This is a genomic window from Methanosarcina sp. Kolksee (assembly GCF_000969945.1).
Classification (GTDB): domain Archaea; phylum Halobacteriota; class Methanosarcinia; order Methanosarcinales; family Methanosarcinaceae; genus Methanosarcina; species Methanosarcina vacuolata.
In genome coordinates this window covers 506,283-527,560 of sequence record NZ_CP009524.1, presented here as the reverse complement: position 1 = coordinate 527,560, position 21,278 = coordinate 506,283, and the positions used below count along the sequence as shown (strand labels likewise).

At 41.9% G+C, this 21,278-nt stretch carries 13 protein-coding genes and 1 pseudogene; 7 read left to right on the top strand and 7 right to left on the bottom strand.

What is annotated here, in order from left to right; translation table 11 throughout:
- Positions 1–2 precede the first annotated feature (2 nt).
- From MSKOL_RS02365 to MSKOL_RS02335, 7 genes are all read left to right on the top strand, one after another.
- Positions 3–1,718 carry a PQQ-binding-like beta-propeller repeat protein gene (locus tag MSKOL_RS02365; RefSeq protein WP_048117597.1) on the top strand — a complete coding sequence of 572 codons (1,716 nt, stop codon included), beginning with the start codon at positions 3–5 and terminating at the stop codon, positions 1,716–1,718.
- An 11-nt stretch (positions 1,719–1,729) separates the two neighbouring features.
- On the top strand, positions 1,730–5,677 hold the full coding sequence (cobN, locus tag MSKOL_RS02360) for a cobaltochelatase subunit CobN (protein WP_048153450.1): 3,948 nt from the start codon (positions 1,730–1,732) through the stop codon (positions 5,675–5,677).
- Between the two features lie 16 nt (positions 5,678–5,693).
- Positions 5,694–7,271, top strand: a complete 1,578-nt coding sequence (locus MSKOL_RS02355) for a hypothetical protein (protein WP_048153448.1) — start codon at positions 5,694–5,696, stop codon at positions 7,269–7,271.
- Positions 7,272–7,436: 165 nt separating this feature from the next.
- The gene (locus MSKOL_RS02350; RefSeq protein ID WP_048117587.1) at positions 7,437–9,245 is read left to right on the top strand and encodes an ABC transporter ATP-binding protein; all 1,809 of its coding nucleotides are present in this window, start codon (positions 7,437–7,439) and stop codon (positions 9,243–9,245) included.
- 152 nt (positions 9,246–9,397) lie between these two features.
- Positions 9,398–10,291 carry an energy-coupling factor transporter transmembrane protein EcfT gene (locus tag MSKOL_RS02345; RefSeq protein ID WP_048117584.1) on the top strand — a complete coding sequence of 298 codons (894 nt, stop codon included), beginning with the start codon at positions 9,398–9,400 and terminating at the stop codon, positions 10,289–10,291.
- Complete coding sequence (locus MSKOL_RS02340) at positions 10,288–11,055, top strand: ABC transporter ATP-binding protein (RefSeq protein ID WP_048117577.1); 768 nt, start codon at positions 10,288–10,290, stop codon at positions 11,053–11,055. Before MSKOL_RS02345 ends, MSKOL_RS02340 begins: the two co-directional genes overlap by 4 nt.
- On the top strand, positions 11,052–11,780 hold the full coding sequence (locus MSKOL_RS02335) for an ABC transporter permease (RefSeq protein WP_082091012.1): 729 nt from the start codon (positions 11,052–11,054) through the stop codon (positions 11,778–11,780). Before MSKOL_RS02340 ends, MSKOL_RS02335 begins: the two co-directional genes overlap by 4 nt.
- 439 nt (positions 11,781–12,219) lie before the next feature.
- On the opposite strand, the gene MSKOL_RS02330 is transcribed toward MSKOL_RS02335, so the two are convergent.
- The 7 genes and pseudogenes from MSKOL_RS02330 to MSKOL_RS02300 all read right to left on the bottom strand — a co-directional run bounded on the left by MSKOL_RS02330 (position 12,220) and on the right by MSKOL_RS02300 (position 20,683).
- Complete coding sequence (locus MSKOL_RS02330) at positions 12,220–12,993, bottom strand: formylmethanofuran dehydrogenase subunit C (protein WP_048153445.1); 774 nt, start codon at positions 12,991–12,993, stop codon at positions 12,220–12,222.
- Positions 12,984–14,711, bottom strand: a complete 1,728-nt coding sequence (locus MSKOL_RS02325; protein WP_048153443.1) for a formylmethanofuran dehydrogenase subunit A — start codon at positions 14,709–14,711, stop codon at positions 12,984–12,986. Before MSKOL_RS02325 ends, MSKOL_RS02330 begins: the two co-directional genes overlap by 10 nt.
- Positions 14,696–16,018 (bottom strand): formylmethanofuran dehydrogenase subunit B, encoded by a 1,323-nt coding sequence (locus MSKOL_RS02320; RefSeq protein WP_048117567.1) that lies wholly within the window; start codon positions 16,016–16,018, stop codon positions 14,696–14,698. The genes MSKOL_RS02325 and MSKOL_RS02320 overlap by 16 nt, the downstream gene beginning before the upstream one ends.
- A 69-nt stretch (positions 16,019–16,087) precedes the next feature.
- Positions 16,088–16,471, bottom strand: a complete 384-nt coding sequence (locus MSKOL_RS02315) for a molybdopterin dinucleotide binding domain-containing protein (protein WP_048117564.1) — start codon at positions 16,469–16,471, stop codon at positions 16,088–16,090.
- A 581-nt stretch (positions 16,472–17,052) separates the two neighbouring features.
- Entirely contained in the window at positions 17,053–18,057 is a 1,005-nt protein-coding gene (locus tag MSKOL_RS02310) for a phosphate uptake regulator PhoU (protein WP_082091011.1), read from the bottom strand.
- Between the two features lie 626 nt (positions 18,058–18,683).
- Complete coding sequence (locus tag MSKOL_RS02305; RefSeq protein WP_048153441.1) at positions 18,684–19,136, bottom strand: hemerythrin domain-containing protein; 453 nt, start codon at positions 19,134–19,136, stop codon at positions 18,684–18,686.
- 290 nt (positions 19,137–19,426) lie between these two features.
- Positions 19,427–20,683, bottom strand: a pseudogene (locus MSKOL_RS02300) (IS110 family transposase).
- Positions 20,684–21,278 lie beyond the last annotated feature (595 nt).

Sequence of the window (21,278 nt, the reverse complement as noted above, 5' to 3'; positions counted from 1 at the left end):
AAATGAAATGGAAAATTTTGATAGTCCTGCTTATCCTAACTGTAATTACTGCCGGATGCACTGAAAAAAGCCAGGAGTCCGAGAACAGTAAAATTGCTCAGGTTTCCGAAGGTGTCCAGAGCGGGGATGAAAGTGGCAATTCCGAGGCTGGGGCACCTATAGATTCAATAGTATTTTCCAGGACCGGAGCTATGATTACTCTAAAAGAAGAGGCAGACATTTCACAGGTAAAAATTTCTTCTGCCAATAACTCTACCGAGTCAATAGATATTGAAAAAACGGAGAAACAGGTTTTTGCAGCTTTTGACTGGGAACCCGACACTCAATATAAGTTTGAAGTTATCACAGGCGACGGGGCAAAAAGTGATCTGGAAGTGTATGCACCTGAAAAACCTGCTTTGAAAGAAGAGTATGCTATAACACTTGAGGATGTAACTCCCGGACCTATCGATAAAACCTCAGCAAATGTAGAGGGTGTGACAAAGTTTTCTCCTGACAGCAAATACCTTGCCATAGGAACTAATGGAGGATCTCTAAAACTTATAGAACTTGCAACAGGTAAAAAAGTATGGGAAAAACAGCTTGTTGAAGGCATAGCTGATGCAAGAATTGCGGATATAGAATTCTCCGAGGACGGAAAAAGCCTGATTGTGGGAGAAGAAAGCCCTGATGCTTTTATCTATTGTTTTGATTTAAATGGCACGGAAATCTGGAAATATGGAGCAGGACAAGACCTGGGTTCAGACCTTGACCATCTGCCAGCCATGAAAAAAATAAAACTGGATTCTGAGGGGAATATCTATGTTGCTGCCAGTAGAGCCTGCGGCTACATAGGAGAGAAATACAAGTACCTGGGTAAGGTTTATTCTTTTGACTCCAAAGGCAATTTGCGCTGGAAATTCCCTGAATCCGAATCTATGGACTCCGGAGTTACATGGATAGATAACACCCCTGACGGAAAATATGCTGTATTCGGGACAACCTGCTTTGCAAAAGCCGACAAATGGAAAGATGGAACTGTGCATGTTCTGGATGGGACCACCGGAAAAGAGTACTGGAACTATTCAATCCCGCCCCTTGAGCCATTTTTTGACTATTCTGCAATATGGTACAGTACCCAGATTACTCCTGATGGAGCAAACATAATAACAATGACCAGTGATGGACGAGCCTTTTTATTTGACAATTCCAAAATCATGGAAACCGGTGTACCCGAAGTAAAATGGGAGACAAACATTTCAACCCCGATTTTAGTAAGCGGAGTCCCAATTTACGGCAGTTCGAATTACGCCTATATTATCAACAATACCCTTATTTTCTCAATAGGCAGCACTTTCTCTAAAGACAAAAACAACGATGCTCCTATAGAACACCCCAACGGAAACAGCCTCTTTGCCTATGATACTGGCGGAAACCTGCTATGGAAATGGAGATTGGATGGCTATGCAGGGGAATGTGCACTGAATGACAGGTATCTAGTTATTCCTATAGCCCAGAACCTGGTGACCGAGGATAGAAATGTCCACGGAGTGTACGTCTTTGATATATCAAAAAGTGGAGGTTCAAACTCTAAACTTGTCCAGGTTTATAACACCAAAGGGATTACAGTAGCAGCTGATGTCTCACCTGATGGAAAATATATTGCAGCCCTGGAAGCCCCTGCAAGGCTTGATGACGGCACAGTGCTGGGAGAGTATAAAGTGCATGTTCTTACGTAAGAGGAAAAAACATGAAAATTGTTTCAATAACGTGGAATTCCTATATCCCTACTCTCCTCAAAGCTGCAGGAGACCTTGGCATAGAGCTTAAAGCCCACTATTCAAAGATTCTGGAAGATAATCCGGAAGAAGCTGAGAAAGTTCTTCTTGAATGCGAACATGCGGATGCAATCTTTCTATACTATATATCAAACCCTTTCTGGGAAGAGTTCTATGAAAAGCTTGAACCGTTAAAAACGAGGGTACCTGTAATCTGTGTAGGGAGTGATCCCTCCTCATTTACCCTCTCTTCGGTGAAACTTGAAATTGCAGCTACATGTTTTTCTTACATAATATATGGAGGATTGGAAAACTTTGCCAATATGCTGCGCTATATCTTAAAGGAAGTATTAGGATGTGAGATTGAAACAAGACCTCCTGAAAAGATACCATGGGATGGGTTATATCATCCAGAGGCAGAGAAAACATTCTCAAACATTGAAGAATATCTTAACTGGTACGGGCCTTTGAAAGATAAAACCGTGGGTCTGCTCATCTCCAGAACTTCCTGGGTAAATAATGAACTTGAGATAGAGAAAAACCTGATAAAAAAGTTAGAAAACCTCGACCTATCAGTTATCCCTATTTTTGCATATTCTTTGAAAGACGAGGAACTTGGAAGCAGGGGCATGGATGAGGTCATAGAGGACTATGTCATAGAAAACGGCAGACCCATAATAGATTGTCTTATAAAACTTTCTCCTTTTTTTATTGCAAGCAGCAAAACTGAAAAAAGGAATACATCGTGTGCAGCAAAAGGTATAGAAGTGCTGAGAAAACTTGACGTTCCTGTTTTCCAGCCTGTAATTTCACATTATATGACTGTTGAAGAATGGCAGGAATCAATGGGGTTAAGCACTGAGATTGGATGGAATGTGGCTCTTCCCGAATTTGAAGGCGGAATCGAACCCATCATAATAGGAGCAGGCAAAAGAGAAGGAAATTACATGGGACGTTTTCCTATCGAAGACCGCTGCTCAAAACTTTCATCCAGAATTTTTAAATGGGCCGAACTCAGGAAAAAGCCGGTCAACCAGAGGAAAGTTGCCTTTATCCTTCACAACTACCCCTGTTCAGGTGTTGAAGGTTCTGTAGGGGGCGCTGCAAACCTTGATTCTCTCGAAAGCGTGGCAAGAATACTGAACCGAATGCAGGAAGAAGGCTATGCCGTCAATCCCCCTGGAGACGGAAAAGACCTTATTGAGACCATTCTCGAGAGAAAAGCAATTTCCGAGTTCAGGTGGACTCCCATTAATGAGATAGTAAAGAACGGCGGGGCTCTGGCTTTTGTGGAAAAAGAAGAATATGAGAAATTTTTCAACACCCTGAGCCCAAAAGTAAGGCAAAGGGTAATTAATAGCTGGGGAAAACCTCCCGGAGAAGAGGTAGACGGCATTCCTGCCGCCATGGTCTATGATAATAAGATCGTTGTGACAGGAGTGCAGTATGGAAATGCCGTTGTTTGCGTGCAGCCAAAGCGAGGATGTGCAGGTTCCAGGTGTGATGGAAAAGTCTGCAGGATCCTGCATGATCCAGATGTCCCCCCAACCCATCAGTACCTTGCAACTTACAGGTATCTTGAAAACACCTTTGGAGCTGATGTGCTCGTACATGTGGGGACCCATGGGAATCTTGAGTTCCTGCCTGGAAAAGGAGTTGGGCTTTCAGAAGATTGTTATCCTGACATAAGTATCGGGACTATCCCCCATCTTTATATTTATAATTCGGACAATCCCCCGGAAGGTACAATTGCCAAACGCAGAAGCCTCGCTTGCCTGATAGACCATATGCAGACTGTCATGACCTCGGGGGGGCTTTATGATGATCTGGCGGAACTTGATAGGCTGCTTGGAGAATACGAACAGGTGAAACACGACAAAGGACGCGAACATGCCCTGAAGCACCTGATCCTTGACGAAATCAAAAAATCTAATCTGGACTCCGAGATAAAAGCCGATCATCAGACTCCTTTTGAAGAAATAATAAGAAAAGCTCACGAAGCTCTTGGAAAAATAAGAAACAGCCAGATCCACGATGGAATGCACATCTTTGGACAGGTCCCTGAAGGCGAGAAAAAAGTTGAATTCATAAATTCGATTTTAAGGTACGATGACAAGGGAAGTGTGGGAAACAAAGTCTCGATTAGAAGGTTGATCGCAGAACTTCTGGAACTTGACCTTGATGAACTGATATCTGACCAGAGCCGGATATCCGATAACGGAAAATCAAATGGCCAGTTACTTGAAGAAATAGATTCTCTTTCTAAAGACTTTATAAGAATATTTATAAATAACCCGGAAAAAGAGCCAGCACTGATAATCAAAGAGATTTTTAAAGGAAAAAGCTCTGAAGAACAGAATAACAAAGAAAAAAGCTTTGAAGAACAGAATAACAAAGAAAAAAGCTCTGAAGAACAGAATAACAAAGAAAAAAGCTCTGAAGAACAGAATCGCAAAGATCCGGGTATAAATTCCTCACTTCTTCAGGATGCGGCTTCGGTCTGCAGCAGGATTCTTGACCTTGAATCCAGAATAGACGACTCTCTTGAAATTGAAGCCCTTTTACACGGTTTTGATGGAGGATACATCCCTGCCGGCCCTTCAGGCCTTATCATGCGCGGAAGAGACGATGTGCTGCCAACAGGCAGAAATTTCTATTCACTTGACCCAAAAAAAATTCCGACAAAAGCTGCCTGGAGAGTGGGACGGCAACTCTCAGAGGTTCTGCTTAATAAGCACATAGAAGACGAAGGCCGGTATCCTGAGAATGTGGGATTTTACTGGATGGCAAACGATGTAATGTGGGCTGACGGAGAGGGAATGGCCCAGATTATGAGCTTGCTCGGGGTTGAACCAATCTGGCTCAGCAATGGGCACCTGAAAGGGTTCTCTGTGATCCCCCTTGAAGAACTGGGCAGGCCCAGGATAGACATTACGATCCGGGTTTCCGGAATTCTGCGGGATAATTTTCCAAACTGTCTTGAGGTTATAGACGAAGCAATCCAGGCAGTGGCTTCCCTTAATGAACCTGAAGAGATGAATTATCCAAGAAAACACAGCCTTCAGATGGTTGAAGAAGGAGTGGATTCCAGGGATGCTACTTTAAGGATCTTTTCGAGCAAACCCGGAACTTATTCAGCCGGGGTCCAGCTTGCAATCTATGCGAGTGCCTGGAAAGACGAAAAGGACCTGGCAGATATCTTCCTTTACTGGAATGGGTACGCCTACGGAAAAGACGCAAAAGGCAAGGAAGCTCACACTCAGCTTGCATCAAGCCTTAAGACTGTGGATGCCACCTTTAATAAAGTGGTAAGTGACGAGTACGACCTTTTAGGATGCTGCTGTTACTATGGAGTTCATGGGGGCCTTACAGCTGCAGCCAGGCAGGCTTCCGGAAAGGATGTAAAAGTCTACTTTGGAGATACAAGAGAGCCGCAGCATGTTGAAGTCAGGGACATGGCTGACGAAATGCGAAGAGTTGTAAGAACCAGGCTCTTAAATCCGAAATGGATCGAAGGCATGAAACAGCATGGATATAAAGGCGCACAGGACATTTCAAAAAGAGTGGGAAGAGTCTATGGCTGGGAAGCCTCCACCCAGGAAGTGGACGACTGGATTTTTGATGATATCACAAAAACCTTCGTGCTTGATGAAGAAATGCGTCGCTTCTTTGAAGAGAACAATCCCTATGCCCTCGAGGAAATGTCCAGACGGCTCCTTGAAGCGCAGTCAAGAGGACTCTGGGACCCTGACCCCGAGCTTCTTGAAGAGTTAAAAAAATCCTATCTTGAGATCGAAAGCTGGATGGAAGAACTGGCAGGAGAAGGAGAATTTCAGGGTGGAGCTGTTGATATAATTAGTTCTGAAGATGTCCCTGACTGGGACGCAAAAATGAAGGAAATCCGAAAAATCCTCAAATAAGAAAAAAGGTAGCGGAATGAAAAATATAGGTTTTTTCCTCCTCGTACTTGTGCTAATCGTACAGCCCGTAGCTGCACAGGTTCAGCAGGAGGACTTCAAACCTGAAGATATGACTACATTCATAATTCAGGTCCCCCATGGGGTAGAAGGGAATGGCCTTGCAGTTGGGAACAGCACACTCTCTGCATATCTTTTCTTTGAAAGCTATTATGACGGGAATATGAATGTGACAGTGGAGCTTAACTTACCTAAGGGTTTTGTGCTTCGCGAGACTCCAGTTCATTCATTCTCACTTCAGACCGAGTATGATGACTGGTACAGGCTTATTGATTTTTATATACCTGCGGACACGCCCTGCGGGGTTTATAACATAACTGCAAAAGCAGTTGTTGATGTGGAAGGAACAAAACATACTATTGTGCGTACAACCCAGCTTAAAGTTGCTTCAAAAGAAGAAGTCGCAAATGAAGTTTCGGTGTCCCAGCTAATCGTACCTTCAGATGAAGACGGATATGGAGATCCCAGCCATCCCTCCAACACCCTGGTTGTCCAGGAAACGTCCCCTGCACTCAAAAAGCTGCTAACGGTTACAGACCTGAAAGTAGAGAAAGACGACCTCACTTCAACCTACATGGGGATAGAGCTTACAAATGCCGGAAATAGTACAATTCCTGTCATAGTCACATATGATATTCTTGACGCAAAAACCGGTGAACCTGTAAAAGCATTTAAGCCCGAGATTATGGGAATGAAAGCAGATACCGTGTGTTATGCCACCGTAACCCTCTCTCCAGGTTCAAGTTCGCTGATAAGCCTTCCAATGTATATATCTCCGGATGCCATGGGAGGAGACTACCTTTTAAGGGTCAAGGTAAAACTCACAGGCAGCGACTGGATTGCAGTAACAAAAGAGCAAAAAATTGCTGCAATCTCAAGGCGCTGGGGGCCTATAATAACTACGTTTACCGCCTCTTTGCTCGGGATTACTGCTCTGGGCTTTTTCCTCTCAAGGCCCAGGGAGATAATGGACAGGTTTAAAACCCGGAACCTTGTATTAATTGCTCTTTTCGGAACCGTTTCTTTTGCAGCCATAAACCTGCCTATGACCATCCTGTGGGAGTTATCCCATGCAATCTTCGGGCCATTTAGTTTCCTGTTCACAGGGCTCTTCAATGAGATTCTTCTTTACATGCTCATTGCCTCTCTTGTGGTCCTTATCCCAAAACCAGGAGTTATAAGCCTTTTTATGATGGTCAGGTTTCTACTTGGAGGTTTCATAACAGGGAGTTTCACCCCTATAACTTTTATAACACTGTCAGTCAATGCGGTACTTCTGGAACTTTTGCTGTATACTGCAGGTATAACCGGTAAAAATCCAGCTCCAGATAACAGGCTCAGGATGGGAATTCTTTGCGGGTTTGCTGATATGGCCGGCAGCTATGTATCCTTCAGTGTCTGGATGGTCCTCTACAGACTTTTCTACAGTGACTGGTATATAGCTGCAAATATCCTGATCGACGGGTTCCTCTACACCTTCATAGGAACCTGGTTTGGAATAAGCCTTGGAAATAGACTAAAAAAGGTGGCAGAATGACGCGAACTTTGGCCAGTTTTCCTGGCCTCTGGTCAAGCTTTCCCTCGGAAAGGTTTGCGCCATTAATTGGCGTTTTCACTCAAGCCTTTTCTCAAAAGGCTTGCAAGTAAACCTTTTTTGAAAAGGTTTGTGGTCGTGGTACAATAGGTTTGTGGTCGTGGTACAATGATAGAAATCAAAGACTTATGGTACACTTATCCAGGAAGATCGGAACCGACTTTAAAGGGAATTAACCTTAGAGTCGAAAAAGGAGAATTTGTCCTCCTCACAGGACCTACCGGATGTGGAAAAAGTACTTTATTAAAAACCTTAAATGGGATCATCCCTCATGAATCCGGAGGAATATTTTCAGGCAGTGTGAAAGTCAAAGGGATGGAAACCACTGAATCAAACCAGATGGAAATCTCGAAAGAAGTAGGCCTTGTGTTTCAGAACCCAGATGACCAGATCTTTTCTACAACTGTTGAAGACGAAGTAGCCTTTGGGCCTGAAAACCTCTGCTTCGAGAGAGAAGAAATTGATAGAAAAGTAAAAGAAGCCCTGCAAATCGTAGGGATGTCCGGCCACAGGCTGGATTCCACAAACTCACTTTCCGGAGGACAGAAACAGAGAATCTGCATTGCAAGTATGCTTGCAATGGCGCCTGAAGTCCTTGCTATGGATGAACCTGTAAGCCAGATGGACCCCATGGGTACGCATGAAGTCCTGAATACAGTCAGAGAACTCAACAGGAAACTGAAAACGACTATTCTGCTGGTTGAACATAGACTGCACGAGCTTGCACCCTTTGTAGACAGAATTGTCATAATGGACGACGGAAAAATAGTCTTTGATCAACCCGCCTCAAAAGCTTTTGATCATCTTGAAGTCTTTTACAGGCTTGGGCTAAGAATTCCAGAACCCGTAGAACTTTGCCATAGACTTGGAATCAAAGCCAGCCCTTTGAGTGTCAGCGGAGCTCTTGCTGTACTGGATAGGGAAAATTTTAAAGAAAATATCAGGAGGTCTCAACTCCCCTCAAATCCAGAAGAAAATACTGTAATCAAGAACAGTTCAAGGAAAGATTCCGTTGAAAATAATACTCATGGAAATAATGCTCACGAAAATAATACTCATGGAAATAATGCTCACGAAAATAATGCTTTTGAGAACAATGTTTCTGAAAACAATGCTTCGATTATTTCCATTCAGGATCTATGGTCAGGATATGAGAAAAACAAGATGGTATTGAAGGGAATAAATCTGGAAATCCGTAAAGGTGAGAGGGTTGCGATTATGGGCACAAACGGCTCGGGAAAATCAACCCTGCTTTTACACCTTGCAGCTATTCTCAAACCAGATAAAGGAAATGTGAAGGTTTTTGGGGAGGACACAAAGTCCAGAAACCCATACTCCTTTGCAGGCAAGGTAGGATTTGTGTTCCAGAACCCTGACCTTATGCTCTTCTGTGATTCAGCTGAGGAAGAAGCAAGGTTTGGACCTGTTCAATTAAAATACAGTAATATTGAGGAAAGGGTAAGAAACTCTCTTGAAGCCATGTCAATTCTGCCTCTCAGGCACGACCTCCCACAGGCCCTGAGCCGGGGGCAAAGACTCAGGACAGCCGTTGCCTCGGTACTTTCCATAACTCCCGAACTTATTCTTCTTGATGAACCCACAACAGGGCAGGATAGAGTGAATATAGAACAGATGATGGACTTTTTCAAAAATAACAATTCGACACTGATTTTCTGCACACACGACATTGAGGTAGCCATGTCTTATGCTACAAGAATCCTCGTGATGAATGATGGGCAGATCATAGCAGACGGGAAAGGAAAAGAAGTTATAAAAGACACTGAAAGCCTCAGGAAAGCCTCGCTGACCCAGCCCCCGGTTGTTGAGATTGCAAATTATCTGGGAGTCAATGCCTTTTCAGTTAAAGAACTTGTAAAAACGCTGACCTCCAGAAGTGTTGAAGGGATAAAGTGTTGAAGTGTGCCGGATAATATAAGGCGTTGAAGTGTGCTGGATAATATAAGGCGTTGAAGTGTGCTGATAATATAAGGCGTTGAAGTGTGCTGATAATATAAGGCGTTGAAGTGTGCTGGATGATATAAAATGTTAAAGGGATACGGGATGATAGCATGATAGGTGCAAGATCAATTGCAGAACCGACAATTAAAGATACAGTTATTCACAGGATGGACCCAAGAGCTAAGATCCTTATCCTGATTTCCACTGTTTTTGTCGCTGTGTCCCTGGACAACCAGAAAACGATGTTATTGTTGTTTCTGCTCGTACTCTCAGGATTCGCACTTGCAAGAATGCCGGCAATAAAGATCAAGACACTTGTTATATTGCTCGTACTTTTGATCTGGGGAACTATTTACTCACAGTCTCTCTTTTATTCTCAACTACCGAGAACTGTGATTTTTACCATAATCAGTCCTAATTTTCCGGTTCTGGGCTGGTTGACAGGCGGCGGGCTGTTCGTGTATGAAGAAGGGCTACATCACGGCGCAGTTCAGGGCCTTAGATCGGCTTCAATCCTTTCTCTTGGACTGTTGATGTGCTGGACCACGGACTCAAGAGATATGTTAAATGGTTTGGTCGGACTCAGGGTTCCTTACAGCGTAGCTTTTATGGTGATCACAGCAGTAAGATTTTTACCAATAATAATCACTGAAGTAGCCACCGTGATAACAGTCCAGCGGCTCAGGGGATTTAATCCGAAAAAGTTCGGGTCAGGAATCATAAAAACATTACTCAATATATTAACCCCTACTCTTGCAAACTGTGTACGGAGAACCGGAACCCTTGCAGTTTCAATTCAGAGTCGGGCTTTTCGGGCAAACCTTGACAGGACATCTCTGAAAAAGCTAGAGTGTTCAGACATTGATAAGATAGCGGTTGCAGTCTGTGTTTTTGCAGCCATAAGTATTGTGATCATGAAGATTATTTACAATATGTATACAAGCGGGATTTATTACACTTCAGGTTTAAGGCCTGTTTATGCAATTGCAGGGGGATACCTGTGATAGAAATAAAAAAATTATCCAGATCCTTTGGAAACCTGGTTGCTGTGGATAATCTAGATCTCGAAGTTGAAAACGAGATCTTTGGCCTTCTCGGCCCTAATGGAGCAGGCAAGAGTACGACAGTTATGATGCTTACAACTCTACTAAAACCCAGCAGCGGTACTGCAAAAGTCTGTGGATACGATATAGTAAAAGAGTCAAAAAAAGTAAGGTCAAAGATAAGTTATGTCCCTCAGGATATGGCAGTTGACCGAAAACTCACAGGAAGGGAAAATGTACAGCTTTATGCAAAGCTCTATGGCATCCCTAATAGAAATTCAAAGGTAGATGAAGTGATTGAAATGATGGGGCTTTCAGATCGTGCCGGCGACCTTGTAGCAACATACTCCGGAGGAATGAGAAGGCGCCTTGAACTTGCCCAGGCGCTTGTGCACGAACCTGAGGTTCTGTTTCTGGATGAGCCGACCCTTGGACTGGATGTAAGCGGCAGAAAGAAGATATGGGAGCATATCAGGATGCTTAAGGCCGAAGGGATGACCATCTTCATGACTACGCATTACCTTGAAGAGGCAGAAAAATATTGCAACAGGGTTGCTATTATCGATAAAGGACGAATCGCAGTTATTGGCTCTCCTGAAAATCTTACAAGCTCCATAGGGGAACATGCCTCCCTTAATGACGTTTTCCTTGAAAACGTTAAAACCCCTGAAGAGCAGGTAGGATTTAATTCGACCCAGTTTAGAAACCTTCTGAGGCGAAGATGATGAAAGCAGTATACTACTATTTTGAGAGGGATCTTGTAAAATGGCTAAGAGGAAGGGTTACCGTTATTTCTTCCCTAGTAATGCCTGCAGCCTGGTTGGTATTTGTAGGGCTGGCCCTGCCTACGAAGTTCACTGATAATTATCTTGAATATATAACCCCTGGCATTCTTGTCATGACTATGCTTTTTTCTTCCCTGCAGGGAGGATCTCTTATGATTTTCGACAAGATATTGGGTTTTTTGAATAAGTTCCTTGCCATGCCCTCGCCACGAGAAAGCATGCTTTATGGAAAAATCTTATTTATCAGCGTAAGAGGCTTGATGCAGGCAACTGTGATACTCATAATAGCTACTCTTCTTGGGATAAGGATATTGAACCCTGTGCAGTTAATGTTAATATATTTCACACTGTTTTTGTTTTCAGTATTTTTTTCTGCTCTCTCAACTATGATAGGAATGTACTTAAGTGACCATGACAGCTATGCAGCTGTTAACAGCATGATCAGTATGCCTTTATTTTTCACCAGCAGTGCACTCATGCCCTATGACGTCATGCCTGAATGGTTGAGGTTTCTGGCCAGGCTCAATCCGGTAAGTTATGCAATAGACAGTACAAGAACTCTGTTTGAAGGAGGAATACCTGTTCACGGGCTTATAAGCCTGGTCATCGGGGCCGGAGTTATGGTACTTCTCGGGACGTATCAGTTCAGGAAGGCATTTGTGTAAAAAAGGGATTTGTGTGAAAAAAGGATTTGTGTGAAAAATGGATATGATGTTCTTTGAATAAGCGGTACAAACAGATGAAAGTACTTGCAGATTAACATGACTTTCATGCTAAGAAAAAGAACATGAGATTTATAGAATAACAGGCACAAATAATGGAAAGTACTTGAAAGCACTTTTTATGCCTAGGACTTACGCACTTGAGGAACAAAATCAATTACGACAAAGACTGTGGACTAAAGTAATGTTTTAGACAGTTGACGCTCTAATGCTGTTGATTCTTCAGTTCAACTGCGTAAGTCCTAATACCAATGAATAAAAACTGAGTGAACGTTGTATCAAAAGCTGGGTAAATTTAAACCAGCTAATCTTCATAACCTAACTGATAAATAAAAATAAGCGCGTTCTTCACGCGCCTTTCTTTCTCTAAATTTCATTCTACTTAATGACTTTCACATTGTTTCATAAGGAGTACGCCTTTGCCGCTGACGTTGACATCTCCTGCGAACCGCTGGTAGAGAACGCCATCCACTTCTTCGGTCCCTTCCTCTACATAGGAGGGCAGCAAATCCTTAACTTTGCCTCTTATGATGACAGTGCCTTTTTTCATTTCGCTTGCAGGCATTTCGGTGCTGCCTTCGATGATGATCGTCCCACCGTTGTTCAGGATTGCTGGAAGGAGCCCAGCATTGCCCAGTACATGGATTTCTCCTCCGCACATGTGTTCTCCCAGAAAGTCCCTGACATTTCCGTTGACTGTGATTTTACCTCCCTTCATGCCACAGGCTTCTCCCCGGTAGCCACCGCCTACATAATAGCCGCCGTTTCCATTAAGGATGATTTCTCCCCCTTTCATTTCACAGCCTAGCCAGCTATCTGCATCTCCGTTGATCGTGATCTTTCCGCCTTTCATGTTCGAGCCACAGTGCATATCCACATTCCCATTAATTTCGATTTCACCGGTGCTCATACCCTGTCCAATGCGCTTTACTCTAGAGGCATCACCGTTGATCACAATTTTTGTGTTTTCTGCGCTGTCCTTGCCTTCAACTTTTACATTGAATAGCTCGCTAAGAGAGCACTGCATATTTCCATACCAGACCTGGACAGCTTTGATTTCGTCCTCCGTTTTTCCGGCAAAGTTGTCCGGGTTTACGGTATCAGCTACGATAGGGATTTTATTCTGTGCTTTTAAGGAAAGAGTAATTATCTGCATTTTAAGAATCCCTCCGTTGCGATTTCAACAGGTTTTGGGACGTATGCATCCTCTACCATGTAGTTGGACTTGCTCACAGTATAATATTTCTGGAACTTCACGTCAAGGTCTTCATGCATTGCGCTTTCAATATCTGACGGAACCTTTGCATTTACCCAGTAAGTCCTCCCCATGGGTGTGTTTTCAATATTTCCGCCCTTAACAACGATTGTTCCTCCCTTAATGGTATAAGCCGTAGCACTGAAGGCTTTCTTTACTTTTTCATGCTCTACGGAGGGATCAATTGCATCCGGTAAAATGTCATATATGGCAATGTCTGCATCAGCTCCTACTGCAAGGTTTCCTTTCTCAGGCCTGCTGTAAATCCTGGACTGAGTGCTTCTGGTCATGGTTGCCAGTTCATAAAAACTTAGTTCCCTATCGAGGCCAGGCAAAACCATTCTGCCAAGGGCCATCTCCGGAAAGCCCGAAATGATCTCCTGCCTCTTCTTTTCACTCATAAGGTAGGTGTATGCTTCAGGATAGTTAACAAAAGATCCTCCGTTAGGGCTATCCGTTGTGAACATGACCTTCCACGGATCTTTTACAAGCAGGGCCAGTTCAATCCCTATTGCCCACTGGACTGCATTTACAAAGCTCTTTGGGGAATATACCAGTGGCACCACTCCGGATGCGTCTTCCAGCTCCACATCCTGGTTGCTCCATTTCTCCTTTAACATCCTTGAGTTTGCGTATTCAACCGGGCCGTCGGCAGTCATGGTAACGGCAGGCCCGAAAATGAGCTGCCCGAGATCAAAGGTCAGGTGATTAACTCCGTTCACGTAGTCTGCAATCATTGGAGCTCCGGTCTCAAAGTCACGCCAGGAAGTGCCGGCATAGGCATTAAACTGGACATGAGTTACGTGCAAACTCTGCCTGTTGCGCCTGGGTTTCACTTTCTCAAAAAGCTTCATAGTCTCGATGGTAGTCTTATAATTTCCAGGGTGCCCCAGATTGTTACAGTGAACATGAACTGAATGAGGAAGACCCAGTTTTTCATTTGCCTCTCCCAGGCCCAGCAGAATTTCTGCAGGAGTTACATCAAAGTTAGGCACGGGGTCATAGAGCCCGCTAACATTCTTGCCCCAGCCCCATGCTTCTCCGCCACCTGCATTTACAATCTTTATGCCGTAACCTCTAGAGGCTTTCAGACCCCAGGCAATGTAAGCTGCAAGTTTTTCGGGCTCTTTGTCCCGGATATATTCCATAACCTGCCAGTTGCTCCCAAAGAGAGTGAGCCCCATTTTGTCCAGAATTGGGATTTCTTTAAATTCCTCGTGGGTATGCCTTGCTGTAAGAGGAGGCATTGCAGCCTCGCATATAGTGGTGTAACCCAGTTTTGCATACCTGTACCCGATTGCATAAGTGTTCGGGGTGTTGTACCCTACCTGAGCCCTAGTCTTTTCAGTGTGGGGCTCAAACCCTGAGAGGCCCGGGACCAGATTTCTTCTGGCATCGTTAGGGTTCATCGATCGTCCCACATTGATTTTACCAGCGCTGTGAGTATGCCCGTCAAAGCCTCCTGCCATCGTGAGTCTGCCTTCAGCGTCGATAACCTTTGCATTTGAGGAAACGCTTTCTACGATCTTGCCGTCTTTTATGCACAGGTCCATTTTTTCACAGTTTATTCCCTGAATCGGGTCGCAGACAACTGTATTTTCAATCAATAACTCTGACATGTTCCTTCACCTCGCTTCAGTTCTCTTACTTTTGCAATCAGGTCCTTTAAGATCTCTTCATCGGTTTTGAACCTGGTATCGATAAGTTTCTTCATCCTAATTGGGATTGCATCCATACGGTAGGCTGTGCCTTCGGCTTCAATACCCACGACTGCTGCAGGGATCACTACATCGGCAAGTTCAGTTGTTGGGTTTGGATAAGGGTCAATTTGAATCAGGGGAATTCTGGCAAGGTGCCGGACTGCCTTTTGTGGGAAGTGTGCTCCTGGGTCCGCAGCTCCGACAATTGCTGCATCAACCTCTTCCCTGACAAGAACGTCGTTTGCCCCCGTCTCTCCAGGATTGTAGTAGGGATAACCTTTTGAAAAGTCAATTGCCATCGGATAACCGGTCTCCCAGGTTGCGACTTCCCCGAAACCTGATACATTATAATGACCTCTCATTCCCATCATGATTGCTTTTGTGTGCTGGGTCAGGTCTGAGATAAGGGAGGATACTGCATCCCCATTCTTGTATTTGGAACGGGATTGTGTTATGCCCATGCCGAATAAAATGGAGACAAAACTGGAGTTTTTCATGAGTTCGGCAAGTTCTAAAATTTCGGTTTTTGAAACCCCGGCCACGTTTTTCGGAATAGCAGTTTCATGCCCATTGATTGCTGAGCGAAGTGCTGTTACCAGCAGGAGGTCCGAACCCTGTTCTATTTCAATATATTTATCGGCACGTTTTGCAGTATCGGTTTTTCGCACGTCGATTACCACCATCTTCCGGTCTTTTCGCCCATTTGGAGTAAAAAAGCCCCTGGAAAAACTTGAGTAGCGAGTCATGTGGCGAGGGTGGGCATGTATGGGGTTGCAGCCCCAGAAGATGATCAGGTCTGATCTGTTTTTGATCTCTCCAAGAGTTGCTCCAGGATTTCCTTTTTCCTGAGTAGCAAGGGCTGAAGGGCCATGGCAAACGTTAGCAGTCGAGTCAATCACGGACCCGGTCTCCTCAGCTAACTGGATCGCTTTGCTTATCGCTTCGCAGGAGGTGGAGCACCAACCGTAAGAAAGAGTCCTTCTTGAGTTTGCCAGGATCCTTGCAGCAGTATCGATTGCCTCCTCGTATGTTACTTCGACGAGTTCCCCGTCTTTTCTAATCATGGGTGTTTTGATTCGATCATGAGTCTGTACTCCAACGGTCTTACTGTGGCCGAGAATGCAGGCATTCCTTACACCCGTTATTTTGTTATCCTCAACTGTGACTGATATATCATCGCAGAGACATCCGCAAAGAGAACATACTGCGTCTTTGATTATGGGCATATTTTTCCTCCGAATTTTTCAAGTTTCTCCGGATTTGAGTGAAAATGTGAACTACTTGTTTTCTGGACTTTAGTTTTCCAGATACTTCTTCATCAGGGACTTCATGTCCAGGGGCATTTTATCCGTAATTTCAATTTCTGCAGGCACACCTTTTAAACCGGGCATTCCGCAACCGTGAGTATCAGGATTTAGCACTGCGTTTGCCCAGGGGCCCATCGGAATAAAAGCAAGCCCTTTTGGGTTTCCATCGTTTGCTTTTGCAAATACCACAACGTCTCCAAACTCGGATGTGACTTTCAGGCTGTTTCCTTCGGATGCCCCCAATTTTTCAAGATCTACTGCGTTAAGCTCGCAGTAACTGCAGGCTTCAAAATAAGCTTTATATGTCTTTGCTTCCAGATTTGCACCCTGTTTGGCAGTTCTTCCGGATATGAGATTGACTTTTATTTTCATGGGAATTCCTCATCTGGGATTAATCAAGTTCAGTAAGCGGGGTCACTTATGTGAAATATCAAAATCGTTTTCTATATAGCAGTTATTTGAGTTCCAAATTCAGACTTTTAGTTAAGTTGATAATTAATCTGAATTCCTTCATTATCTTGAGATGAAAGCATAGAATCGCGTTCTTGTGGTCAATTTTTCAGTGATCGAACGAAGTTACATTTTTATTTTTGGTTTATTATATGAATTAATATCCTAGCTATATTTTAACAAACGACTTATTATATAATACCGATATGTCCAGCTAGACATAATGAATTTTTTACGTCGACTCGGATTCCTAAGTTCAGAACTCTGATTTTCCGATGAATCTTCCAGTTAGAAAAATAGTTAACAAGCGCATAATAATCAGAATTAAGGTTTCGCCAAAACTGACAAAAATGCGTTAAATGTAAAAAAGAATCTAAAATTGCTTATTTGATCAAAAAAATTATATATAGTGCCTTAAAAATTGCACCATTAAATGCCGCTGAGTACAAAATAGAGTATATAAGTTATATGAAAAAAGAAATAAAAGTCCAAACCGTTGAGGTTCAGACCCGCTTAATGTTCATATTGATTGCAACTTCTGCAATGTCAGCACTGTATTCCGAGACCCTTCTAAGGCTTTCCAGGATCATGCTAAGTTCAATATTACCTGGACCTTCGCAGTTCTGTGGTTCCAGAGAAACCCCGAACTGGGAAGCTTTCTTCGCTTCTACGACGATTTTATTAATAGCCTGCGGATCTTCCTCGGCCATTGAGCCTATTGAGCTTTCAAAAACCTTGCAGGAGAGGTCAGCCATCTTAAAGATAGGGTCATCAGCATTGACTCCGGAGTCCATTTTCATGACACTTTTTGCTATCTTTACAGCGTGATCTCCTACACGCTCGATGCTTTTCGTAATAAGTCTGTATCCCAAACATTCTCTGGGATGCCTGATTCCAATCTTTTCAGAGAGCTCGATATCTTCAATTGAAGCCTTGAGCTGGCGGACAGCAAGAAGATAAAAGCGATCCACATCGTCATCTCTCTGAACGACATCTTCAGCGATCTCCACATTATGGTCCCTGAGAGCAGTCATGGAGTCTTCAAGCATGGAAAGCACAAGTCCATACATGTTTCTAATTACTCTGGTAAGTGGAAGGTCATTGTAGTTCAGAAGGCACTGGAAGACCAGCTCGTTTCTAGACTCTTCTATAAGTTCAAGCCCTATCAGCTTCTGACGCACGGAATCTTTGATGAACTTGCGATCATAGGCACTAAAACCTTTTTTGGTAGTCAGTCTGATAACATCATAGCCCACAAGATAATGAGAAATAAGAATCCTGAGATTATTTTCTGCACTGTCGGAGTGAATATAATCGATAGTTGCATTAAGGGAGGAGTGTTCCTTTGAAACCGCACTGGAAGAAACAAGCAGAGTTTTATTAGGCATGGGTGTGAGTGTAAGGGTGTCTCCGGCCTCAAGCCCTATATCCCGGACCCATTTTATGGGGAGGGACACAATATAGGTTGAATTTCCGGTAAACTGAACTTTTCTTTTATCTTTGGTGATAAATAAACCCCCTAGGGCATTCTAATAATTATTAAAGGAACTATATAGAGAAAAGTAATATATAAAGGTATCTTGGAAATAGAACACTAAAAATAGAAACAAAACATGATAGCTATGTCTAATTATGGTATATAGGATCAGTTATCGAATTATAGAAAAACATAGAGTTACAGTGAAAATACGATATAAAAGTATATAAAACTAGTTTTCTGAAAGGTATTTTTTTCCGCAAAACTCTTTTGCAACAGTCACAAGATAATTCGGTAAATACTATATTAATCACCTTCGAGTAAAGAACAAAATAACTAATTAATAAGAGATTAGAAAAGCAAGTAGGATAAAAAACACACATGAAATTCTTCGAATAACAGGCACAAAAAAATGAAAGTACTTGAAAGAACTTTCATGATAAACGCACATGAAATTTTCCAAATAGCAGGCACAAAAAACGAAAGTACTTGAAAGAACTTTCATGATAAATAAAAAATAATTATTAAGAGATCAGGGGAGTAAGGAGTATAAGAAATAAAGAAAAAAGGTTAAAGAGATATCAGACAAGCAAAAAAGATAAAAAAAGAGAACAAATTAACAAGAAATTGGCCTCAAGTACAATATCTGATATTTTGTTATACAAAGGGTCCCCCAGTCTCTATTCTGTTCATGTAACTCCTTTTGAACTCAATGTATTGTTGAGCCATCTCTTCTGCCTTCTCCTGGCTCAGGATATTTCGGGCTTTTTCAAAAACCTTACTTTCCTCTTCTTCAATGTGATGCTCTATGCTTTGTTTCAGTTCATTGATTTTAGAGGTCCATTTTTCATTAATCTCGTCCATTCCTTCTATTTCAAAGATCAGGGTTTTTGCCTCATCGTGTTCCTTATGAGCTTGACTCATAAGCTCACGTAATTCATTTATTTCTTCAAGCACAGGATAGAAGATTCTCTCTTCTCCCATCATATGAGGATCAGCTTTAAGCTTTACTTTAAAAAAACTTACCTTTGAGCCATCCTGCAATGCTTGCCGGAGAAGGTCAGACATCTGCTCATGCTCTTCTTTAAGAATATCATAAATGGTTTCCATAATTTCCCCCTGTATTTAGTGTATGAAGATATATTCAAAAGTATAAATAAGTAATTAATAAAAGAATACATAAAAGGACTCTGGTCCAAAATCCAGTGATTTTTGCATTTTTTGATTGAAAATCTGAATTAGCAAGAAAAATTCGGTTTTCACTAAAATCAATATTCGGTATCTAAAGACGTCAATCCCTAAGTTGTATTACAAGGATTGTGACCAATTACAAAATCTAGTGATTTTGAATTTTACATTCATCACTAGATTTTGCATGAAAGTACATGAGGACATCTTCCTCAAGTACTCTCTTCTTCCTTTTTTTCCATAATCGCGATTATCCCACTAATAATTTTTATGCGTTCATCAACCGAAAAGATTTCAGTCTCAACAATTTTCCTCTTATGAACTTCTCCTTTTTGATACCCTGTTTCATCTTGATACATCTCATCGTTTGTGATAAGGTGCCAAATTATCGTAACTATTTTTCTTGCCAACGCAATAATTGCCTTAGCATACCCAATAGACTTCATTTTCCGGTTAAAAAACTCTTTTAATCTGCTATTTTTCTTTCTTGCTGCTGCCTGAGCTATCTGTGTTAGAATCCACCTTGCTACTTTCGACCCTCTCTTTGTGATTCTCCCTTTGTAGTATTTATCAGCAGATTGATACACATTTGGAACTATTCCAAGCCATGAAGCAAGTTTATCTCCTGAAGGAAAATCTCTTAAATTTCCAATTTCAGAAATTAGAGTTGCTGCACCTATTTCTCCAATACCTGGAATTGACATCAAAATATCCATTTCACGCTTATGCTTTCCATAAGAATAAATGAAGATTTAAATGAAGATTTCTTTTTCCAAAACTTCTATTTCATCGTCAAGGTGCTTTATTAATTTAAGACATATTTGAAGCCTTATTGCTGCACTTTGAGATATTTCTCTATCCAGAGTCTCTCTTATCTGAGAACTTTTTTTACGAACGTTTGGAGAAAGGCTTTCTATAATTTGGTCAACAGTTTTACCTGAAGAGATTCCTGATAGAATTGCTACGCCATTTTTACCAAAAATATCTGCCAGTACATCATGTAAATTAAACATTTCAGATGTAAGAATAGCATGAGCTTCATTTTTTATATCTGTTCTTTTTCTAACAAGTGCTAAACGAAGTCGAATGTATGAACGAAATTCCCTCTGATCTTTTGGGAAAACTCTTGATGGCTGAATCATATTATTAAGTGCAAGTTGTGCAATAACTTCTGAGTCAATTTTATCTGTTTTTTTGTGTGTAAATGCCTTCATATCTCGAGCATTTCCAATTATAACAGGTAGATGCTTTATCAATGAATCATGAATAGGTACCCAAAAGTCACTGGTTGATTCGCATGCAACAACATCACATTCTTCTGATACAACCCAATTTTTAAGAGCTAAAATTCCTTCATCATTCCTATCAAAACGTTGTTGCTGTTTTTCACCCGACTTACTAAGAATAGTAGCAATTAAAAAACGTTTATGGATATCTAAACCACAAGATTTGTTTACAATTCCAATCAACTTAAATCACCCCATTTTTTGGGCAGTGGAATTGCCTAAAAGGCAATTTTGCATCCGTGATCAAAGTCACATTTAAGCCTTCGATGACAATTCACTGATTAGTTTTGGAAAGGTTTTTAAAACCAAATCTAGTACAACCTTCCTGCCCAAGGTAATGATGAAATCAATAGTCAAAAAAGGTAAGGTAAAGGTACTTTCATTTCTTTGTGCCTGTTATTCGAAGAATTTCATGTTTGTTTTGGTACTGAGTCCATAAAAGCATGATTGGATAGAAATTCAGATTTATGAGAACTAAGGTTTCCCCAAAGGCTTCTTTTTTAAGTAACTCAGTTGTAGATTATACAGAAATAGAGTATACATAGTAAGGTTATGTATATAGCTAAAGAAACAATACGTCAATAAAGAGAAGCTAATAAGATTGTTAAAAGCAAACAATTTAAATATGTGTTTTTTAAAAGTGTATATATATATATATTAAGTGTTTTTAAAAGTAAATTGCTTAAAGTAAATGATTCAAAAGTAGGGATTTTTTTATACCTCTTCAGATACTATTCAGATAGCACTTCACATTCCGGAAAAATATCACCCTTTTCCA